We start from the raw sequence: 6,785 nt of genomic DNA, 5'->3' as shown, positions 1-6,785 counted from the left end.
GACACATGCCTGCACTCGACCAGCTTGTCAGAAATATCAAAAAACATCTTGCCAAACGGAGGCCGTCCACACATGCCTCGGTTTCGTTCCGGTCTTTTTGAGAGCATTATTTGTTATCAAGGAGACCATATATGTCATTAAAGCATAGTGATGAATTTAAGCGTGATGCAGTTCGCATAGCACTCACTAGTGGCTTAACACGCCGTCAAGTTGCGTCAGATTTAAGTATTGGGCTTTCCACGCTTGGGAAATGGATCGCATCAATTTCCGATGAAACTAAAATTCCTACCCAAGACACTGATCTTCTGCGTGAGAATGAACGTTTACGCAAAGAGAACCGTATCCTTCGGGAGGAGAGGGAGATATTAAAAAAGGCAGCAATATTTTTCGCAGTACAAAAGCTGTGAGATTTCAGTTTATTACGGATTACCGTGGCTCTCTCTCACGTTCACGCATATGTCGTTTGATGGGCGTAACAGATCGTGGTTTACGCGCATGGAAACGCCGTCCTCCATCACTGCGCCAGCGTCGTGATCTTATACTTCTAGCGCATATACGTGAGCAGCATCGGTTGTGTTTGGGGAGCTATGGTAGGCCGCGTATGACAGAAGAGTTGAAAGCGCTGGGCCTGCAGGTTGGGCAGCGTCGGGTTGGACGTTTGATGCGCCAGAATAACATTACAGTTGTTCGAACGCGTAAATTCAAACGGACAACGGATAGTCATCATACCTTCAACATTGCACCGAACCGATTAAAACAAGACTTTAGCGCAAGCGCACCCAACCAGAAATGGGCAGGCGATATCACTTATGTTTGGACCAGAGAAGGATGGGTCTATCTTGCTGTTATCCTTGACCTGTATTCCCGTCGCGTGATTGGCTGGGCAACAGGTGATCGATTAAAGCAGGATCTTGCATTAAGGGCACTGAATATGGCGTTGGCTTTACGCAAACCACCACCGGGTTGTATTCAACACACAGACCGTGGGAGCCAATATTGCGCTCATGAATATCAAAAGCTACTGCTCAAACATCAATTGCTGCCGTCCATGAGCGGGAAAGGCAATTGTTTTGATAACTCCGCAGTAGAAAGCTTCTTTAAATCATTAAAGGCTGAGTTGATTTGGCGCAGACACTGGCAAACAAGGCGAGATATTGAGATTGCAATCTTCGAATATATAAATGGCTTTTATAATCCACGCCGAAGACATTCAACACTCGGCTGGAAATCGCCGGTGGCATTTGAGAAAAAAGCCGCTTAAAATGAGAGCTAGACCGGAACACAACCGGTGCAAGACCATTAAGGGTGAGAAAATGTCCGGAGAATTCGGGGGCTCTTACAGTCGTTTCACAGTCTCATTTAACACGACTTTCCAATAGTTAGAGGCAGAGGTGCTTTCGAATTTTGCTTCAATGCTGTCCTTTTGCCCCTGTAACGGCAAGGTTAAAGTGAGTTTTCCGCTACACTGAATCCCTGTTGTGGTGAGCCGCGCCCATTTCAGCGGCCTTGGTGACGGTTGTTGCGGAAAACTGCATGCTGGCTGATGCGTGGGCAACCGCTCTGATGGTAAAGGGTCGTGCAGAAGGCTCCGAACTGGCCCGCAAAATGGGATTTGAAGTGTTAATCGTTGAGCGGAATGATTAAGATTTTATCTTAATGCCAATCGGACCGCTTTTTGAGTAAGATGCAAAACGGACTATTCCATAGTACAGTACTATGTTTCATGTATTCATTCAGTATAGTATCTATAAGTATAAGCAATATGTGAAATATCTATCATTAAAAGGTAGTCCTAATGAGACGTTGGCATGCAGAAAATCATCTCGTTTCGCGTATCGGTTGGATGCGGGCAGCTGTACTGGGTGCCAATGACGGCATCGTTTCTACCGCAAGCTTGATTGTCGGTGTTGCATCCGCTTCTGCGGCCAGTTCTGAAGTTTTGGTGGCTGGCATCGCTGCTCTGGTTGCCGGTGCCATGTCGATGGCAGCAGGAGAATATGTTTCTGTTAGCTCTCAGTCTGATACGGAAAATGCAGATCTGGAACGTGAACGGGTAGAACTTGCCACCCAACCTGAGATGGAACATGAAGAACTGGCGAATATTTATGTTGGTCGGGGGCTGGATATTGCACTTGCGCGACAAGTCGCTGATCAGTTGATGGCAAAAGATGCCCTTGGCGCTCATGCCCGTGATGAGCTGGGCATATCAGAAATCACCACCGCAAGGCCAATTCAGGCCGCATTAACCTCCGCTGCGACTTTCGCCGTTGGTGCGGCCATGCCTTTACTCATGGTCTTGGTGTCACCAGCCTCAATCTTGATACCGGCAGTTTCTATTGCGTCCTTGTTGTTCCTTGCGCTTTTAGGTGCGATCGGTGCAAAAGCCGGAGGAGCCAATATCACAAAAGCGACCCTACGCGTGACGTTTTGGGGTGCATTTGCCATGGCACTAACCGCAGGCATAGGCGCTATTGTCGGCACAGCCGTTTGAATTTTTTCGAGACATTTGCGTAATGGAGCAATGCAATAATGTACCGGTTTTTTACTAACCCATCAGTTGCGCTTACCACAGCAACTGTGGTGGGGCTTTTATTGGCTCTGGCTGGCACTTGGTTGGGCGGTGGTGATACTGCTTTGGGGCTGATCAGTTTCGGCGTGGTGCTTGTCTATCTCGCAGGCGGTGTTCCGACCGGTTGGCGGGCGGTAAACGTGCTAGTTAAGGAGCGGGTACTCGACATTGATTTACTGATGATTGTTGCAGCAATTGCTGCGGCGGTTGTTGGTGCGGCAGTTGAGGGCGCAATTCTGCTGACGCTGTTTAGTTTGTCTACGACGATGGAAGAGCGAGCCATGGGGCGCGCACGCCGTGCTATTGAAGCATTGATGGCATTGCGGCCAGAAACAGCTTTTCGCAAATTAGCAGATGGTTCTGTTGAAGAAGTGCAGGCGGCAAGTCTGAGGGTGGGCGATATTGTTATCGTTCGCCCCGGAGCGCGGGTACCCTCTGACGGAACAATTATAAGCGGAAGCGGGGCACTGGACGAGTCAACGATTACGGGTGAATCTATGCCGGTGCGCAAAGAGGCTGGCGCTAAGGTTTTTGAAGCAACAGTTAATCTGAATGGCGTGCTTGAAGTTCAGATCACGAAATCGCTGGAACAAAGTACGGTCGCGCGCATGATTGCGCTGGTTACAGAAGCGCAGGCAGCCAAAGCTCCTTCAGAACGGTTCAGCGCATGGTTTGGGCAGCGTTACACCGTTGCCGTTTTAGTGGGATCACTTATCGCTCTTGGGGTTTTCTATTGGCTCGGCCAAGACTGGGAAACTGCATTATACCGCGCTGCAACACTGCTTGTGGCCGCAAGTCCGTGCGCGATCGTAATTTCCGTGCCGGCTGCCATTTTGTCTGCGCTGTCGTCGGCAGCGCGCGGCGGCGTGTTGTTTAAAGGCGGCGCTGCGCTTGAGACACTCGCGGCTGTCGATATTTTCGCCTTTGATAAGACCGGAACTTTGACAACAGGACGTGCAGAAGTCACCGGAATTGTTACACTGGATGAAGATGAGACCTTTTTCTTAACGACATTAGCCAGTGTTGAAGCGCACTCAGAACACCATATCGCGGAGGCATTGAGACGCGAAGTGACACGTCGTGGGCTAAAACTACACGATGTTGAAGATGTGAAAGCTATTCCGAGTGCTGGCATTGTCGGACGGGATATGGATGGCTCTGTTTGGGCAGGCAACCGCCGTATGGCAGAGATGATGGGAGCATCGCTTGATCATGATCCCCTCAAGACGTTTCAGGATAGTGCTGAAACCGTCGTCTATCTGGGGCGCGGCCCGCGCGTTCTTGGTGCGGTTAGTGTTGCCGATAAAGTTCGTGAAACTTCCGGCGGAGCGCTCGTTGCCTTGCGCGAAAGTGGTGTGAAGTCCATCGCGATGATGACAGGTGACAGGCATGCCGTCGCTTTGCGCATTGGCAATCTTCTTGGATTAAAACAGGACGAAATCCATGCCGAGATGTTACCGGAGGATAAGGTTAACCTCGTCAGTGAGATGGCTGCAGGAAGGAAACTCGCATTCGTTGGTGATGGTGTGAATGATGCAGCGGCATTGGCGCGGGCTGACGTTGGTATTGCGATGGGTGCCGCAGGCTCTGAAGTTGCACTACAGGCTGCAGACGTGGCACTTCTATCAGAAGATATGGAAAGGCTGGCAGCGGCGCACCGTCTTGCCAGACGTACCGCGATCATTATCCGGCAGAACCTTACTTTCGCAATTGGCGTAATGCTGGTTTTGATTATTGGCTCTGCCTTTTTTGAGCTGCCTTTACCCTTAGTTGTGTTGGGGCATGAAGGAGGGACTGTGCTCGTTGTTTTAAATGGTCTGAGACTTTTGAACGACCCAATCAGAAAATCACGAATGGACTTGACTGACCGGAAGCTTCTGGATGAATACACGAAGTCTGACGTTATTGTTGCAGATAATAGATGATAATGCTTCACTCTCTTCTATTCCTGCCCATCATGGACAGGAATAGAAGAGGTGCGAAAGAAATTTACGCCCATCGTATATTTACAGCCAGCGGCGTACTTGGGTGCAATAATTTGTAAAGTCTGCACCAAATAGCACGTTTAAGGCTTGTTCTTCGGGCAAAATTTGAAACCTATCGATATACAGAACAAAGCCAAGCACCCCAAGCAGTGCGCCTGGAGAACTTAAAAGAACGGCGAAAGCGAGCAGAAATAGTGCAAAGCCTACATACATCGGATTGCGTGAATAGCGGTAGATACCTGTTGTAACCAGTGCTGAGGTTGTCTCTGGTCGGAGGGGATTGATCGTTGTTTTGGCAACTCGGAATGCGGCAGCTCCGCGCAGAGAAAAGAAGGCTCCCAAAACTAGGATCAGCAAGGCTACTATAACACGAAGATTGAACGATACATTCACTCTGGGCGTATAGATGGCTATTATCCACATAGCGATTGCACACAGAGTGGCAATCAGCGGAGGTGGGATTTTCTTTTCAAGTTTCAGCATAATTCCCCCTGTGCTCATCTTTGTCCTAACAACTTATCAGGCGCTCATTGAAATGCCTTTAGATGCGGAAATTCACCTTTAGCAATATACGCTTTTTCAGATGGGGTTGAAGGGCGCTTAAGAACTTCATTTCGATGTGGATGCCGGCCAAATGCGGCAATTACTTTGCGAACATCCGCGGCCTGATGCGCCAGCGATGTATAAATAGGCTGCAATGGGATGGGAGCTTCCGCCGCTATTTTCTCGCGAACATTGATCAGCAGATCGATGCGCTGCAAATGATCATCTCCTTCGCAATGTCCTAATGGCAAACCATATACAATTTTAAACCACGGTGTTTTCAGCGAGGCAAAGTGACCATTGGCAAAACCGTCGTTCACGAGGGACATAGCATGCATATCCTGCGCATAAGCACGCGCACTTTCCCGCCATACGGAGCGGGAAAACTGATCAAGCAGAGTGATCAAGGCCAGCCGTCCATGTGGATCCAGCGCCCAATGATCGAGTTGGCCATTAGCCGCCTGCTCGGTAAGAGAGGAAAAGCGCGTTATGATCGCATCATCGGCACCGCCCTGCATTCTCCAATGCCATAATGCTCTGTGTTCTGCAGGATCAATGCGCAAAGAACGCCCTTCGGGAAACCAGAAACCAAGAACGCCTTCCCATTGTTGTTGCTCTTTCATCTGTTCATACCCTCCAATAATTGTCTTCACATAAATCAATGAGCTGCAAGAGTGTTTTGGGCTATATGTCCGTCTTTCGTGATCATAGGTGAATTATTGCTAGGTTCAGATAGCAAGGCAATATTGGCAATCCATGCCAACTCATAACAAGGGTTTGAGAAACTTGAGCCAACATTTATGCTGACTGAGAATTTATCCTAGCTATAAAAGTTGAGCGAGTTTTGTAGTGATGTGGAAAACGCTGCTTGGAGCGCTTAATGGCTTGGAAATTTATATGGGGTGAAGCTTAAAATATATGTTTCCAGCAGGTATCTATACAAGTCACGGTGTGATCACGCCCCCGCAACCACTGATACCAACACTCCCGTAGCAATCGCTGCGGGTTTTGTTGTTTTAACAGTCTTTCCAATGGCTTGCCGCTCCGTCCAATTGAGGATCGTGCCCAGTTCGCCGTGCAGCGTTGCGTAAATCTCGCCGCGTTCGGGCCCCGGTGTGAGCGAAATCTTCTCGATCAGGCCGCGCAATGTCTCGGCTGCTTCCTGTCGCTCTTCCTTGCGATTGAGCGCCTTGGTCAGGGCGGAAACCTTCTTTGCATAGATCGCCGAGGCGCTCGGCAGAATGTCCGGTGTGGAGCCGTCATCACCACGCAGGGCTTGGAGCGCCATAGTGGTTTTAAATTTGTCAAAGAAGTTTTGTCGGGTAGTCATTTACGTATCCAATCGCTAAAGATGGATAAAACTTAGCAGACAGTCCAACTTTCCAGAATCACTTCACTTTAGGTGACTAGAATATTATCCGCTAAAATGAGTTAATCACTTAGTGCTTTGGAATTCAAAACGTCAATGAAGTATGAAATGCAGTCGTGATAGCTAGCCATGCGACTTATAAAAAACTTTGCGACAAACCCATAAAAATATCACCTTGCTTTTGCTATTATAAACGACTATCAGGTTTAAATAATATCTTATATTCTTGAGGTCAGCTGATTGTAAGCGGTGTTTTGGTCCCACCTATTTTTCGTTTTTCTGATCTGTCATTGAAATTTCGCCAATATACATAGCGGAG

The 6,785-nt window shown here is 48.6% G+C and carries 7 protein-coding genes; 4 read left to right on the top strand and 3 right to left on the bottom strand.

What is annotated here, in order from left to right:
• The first annotated feature begins 131 nt into the window (after positions 1-131).
• The 4 genes from JNC77_RS17315 (at position 132) to JNC77_RS17300 (ending at position 4,494) form a co-directional block, all read left to right on the top strand.
• A protein-coding gene (locus JNC77_RS17315; protein ID WP_374834759.1) for an IS3-like element IS1133 family transposase occupies positions 132-1,261 on the top strand; the annotation gives its coding sequence in 2 pieces (ribosomal slippage) (positions 132-378 and positions 378-1,261; 1,131 coding nt in all).
• A gap of 248 nt (positions 1,262-1,509) precedes the next feature.
• The gene (locus tag JNC77_RS17310) at positions 1,510-1,644 is read left to right on the top strand and encodes an FAD:protein FMN transferase (RefSeq protein ID WP_374834757.1); all 135 of its coding nucleotides are present in this window, start codon (positions 1,510-1,512) and stop codon (positions 1,642-1,644) included.
• A 151-nt stretch (positions 1,645-1,795) separates the two neighbouring features.
• Positions 1,796-2,491 (top strand): VIT1/CCC1 transporter family protein, encoded by a 696-nt coding sequence (locus JNC77_RS17305; protein ID WP_184224649.1) that lies wholly within the window; start codon positions 1,796-1,798, stop codon positions 2,489-2,491.
• A gap of 38 nt (positions 2,492-2,529) precedes the next feature.
• Positions 2,530-4,494 (top strand): heavy metal translocating P-type ATPase, encoded by a 1,965-nt coding sequence (locus JNC77_RS17300; RefSeq protein ID WP_374834755.1) that lies wholly within the window; start codon positions 2,530-2,532, stop codon positions 4,492-4,494.
• Between the two features lie 81 nt (positions 4,495-4,575).
• Here the strand turns inward: JNC77_RS17300 and JNC77_RS17295 are convergent, their stop codons facing one another.
• The 3 genes from JNC77_RS17295 to JNC77_RS17285 form a co-directional block, all read right to left on the bottom strand.
• Positions 4,576-5,037 (bottom strand): methyltransferase family protein, encoded by a 462-nt coding sequence (locus JNC77_RS17295; protein WP_374834753.1) that lies wholly within the window; start codon positions 5,035-5,037, stop codon positions 4,576-4,578.
• A 44-nt stretch (positions 5,038-5,081) separates the two neighbouring features.
• Positions 5,082-5,750 (bottom strand): DUF924 family protein, encoded by a 669-nt coding sequence (locus JNC77_RS17290; protein ID WP_374834751.1) that lies wholly within the window; start codon positions 5,748-5,750, stop codon positions 5,082-5,084.
• 302 nt (positions 5,751-6,052) lie between these two features.
• Complete coding sequence (locus JNC77_RS17285) at positions 6,053-6,427, bottom strand: hypothetical protein (protein ID WP_374834749.1); 375 nt, start codon at positions 6,425-6,427, stop codon at positions 6,053-6,055.
• Positions 6,428-6,785 lie beyond the last annotated feature (358 nt).

Source organism: Paenochrobactrum pullorum, from assembly GCF_041929845.1.
Taxonomy (GTDB): domain Bacteria; phylum Pseudomonadota; class Alphaproteobacteria; order Rhizobiales; family Rhizobiaceae; genus Paenochrobactrum; species Paenochrobactrum pullorum.
Note: the sequence above shows the minus strand (reverse complement) of the source record. Positions and strands in the feature narration are given on the sequence as shown.

What these genes read in the sequence shown, in the direction of transcription:
- JNC77_RS17305 (WP_184224649.1), top strand. Translation starts at nt 1,796, where the DNA reads ATGAGACGTTGGCATGCAGAAAATCATCTCGTTTCGCGTATCGGTTGG.
- JNC77_RS17300 (WP_374834755.1), top strand. Translation starts at nt 2,530, where the DNA reads ATGTACCGGTTTTTTACTAACCCATCAGTTGCGCTTACCACAGCAACT.
- JNC77_RS17295 (WP_374834753.1), bottom strand. Translation starts at nt 5,037, where the DNA reads ATGCTGAAACTTGAAAAGAAAATCCCACCTCCGCTGATTGCCACTCTG.
- JNC77_RS17285 (WP_374834749.1), bottom strand. Translation starts at nt 6,427, where the DNA reads ATGACTACCCGACAAAACTTCTTTGACAAATTTAAAACCACTATGGCG.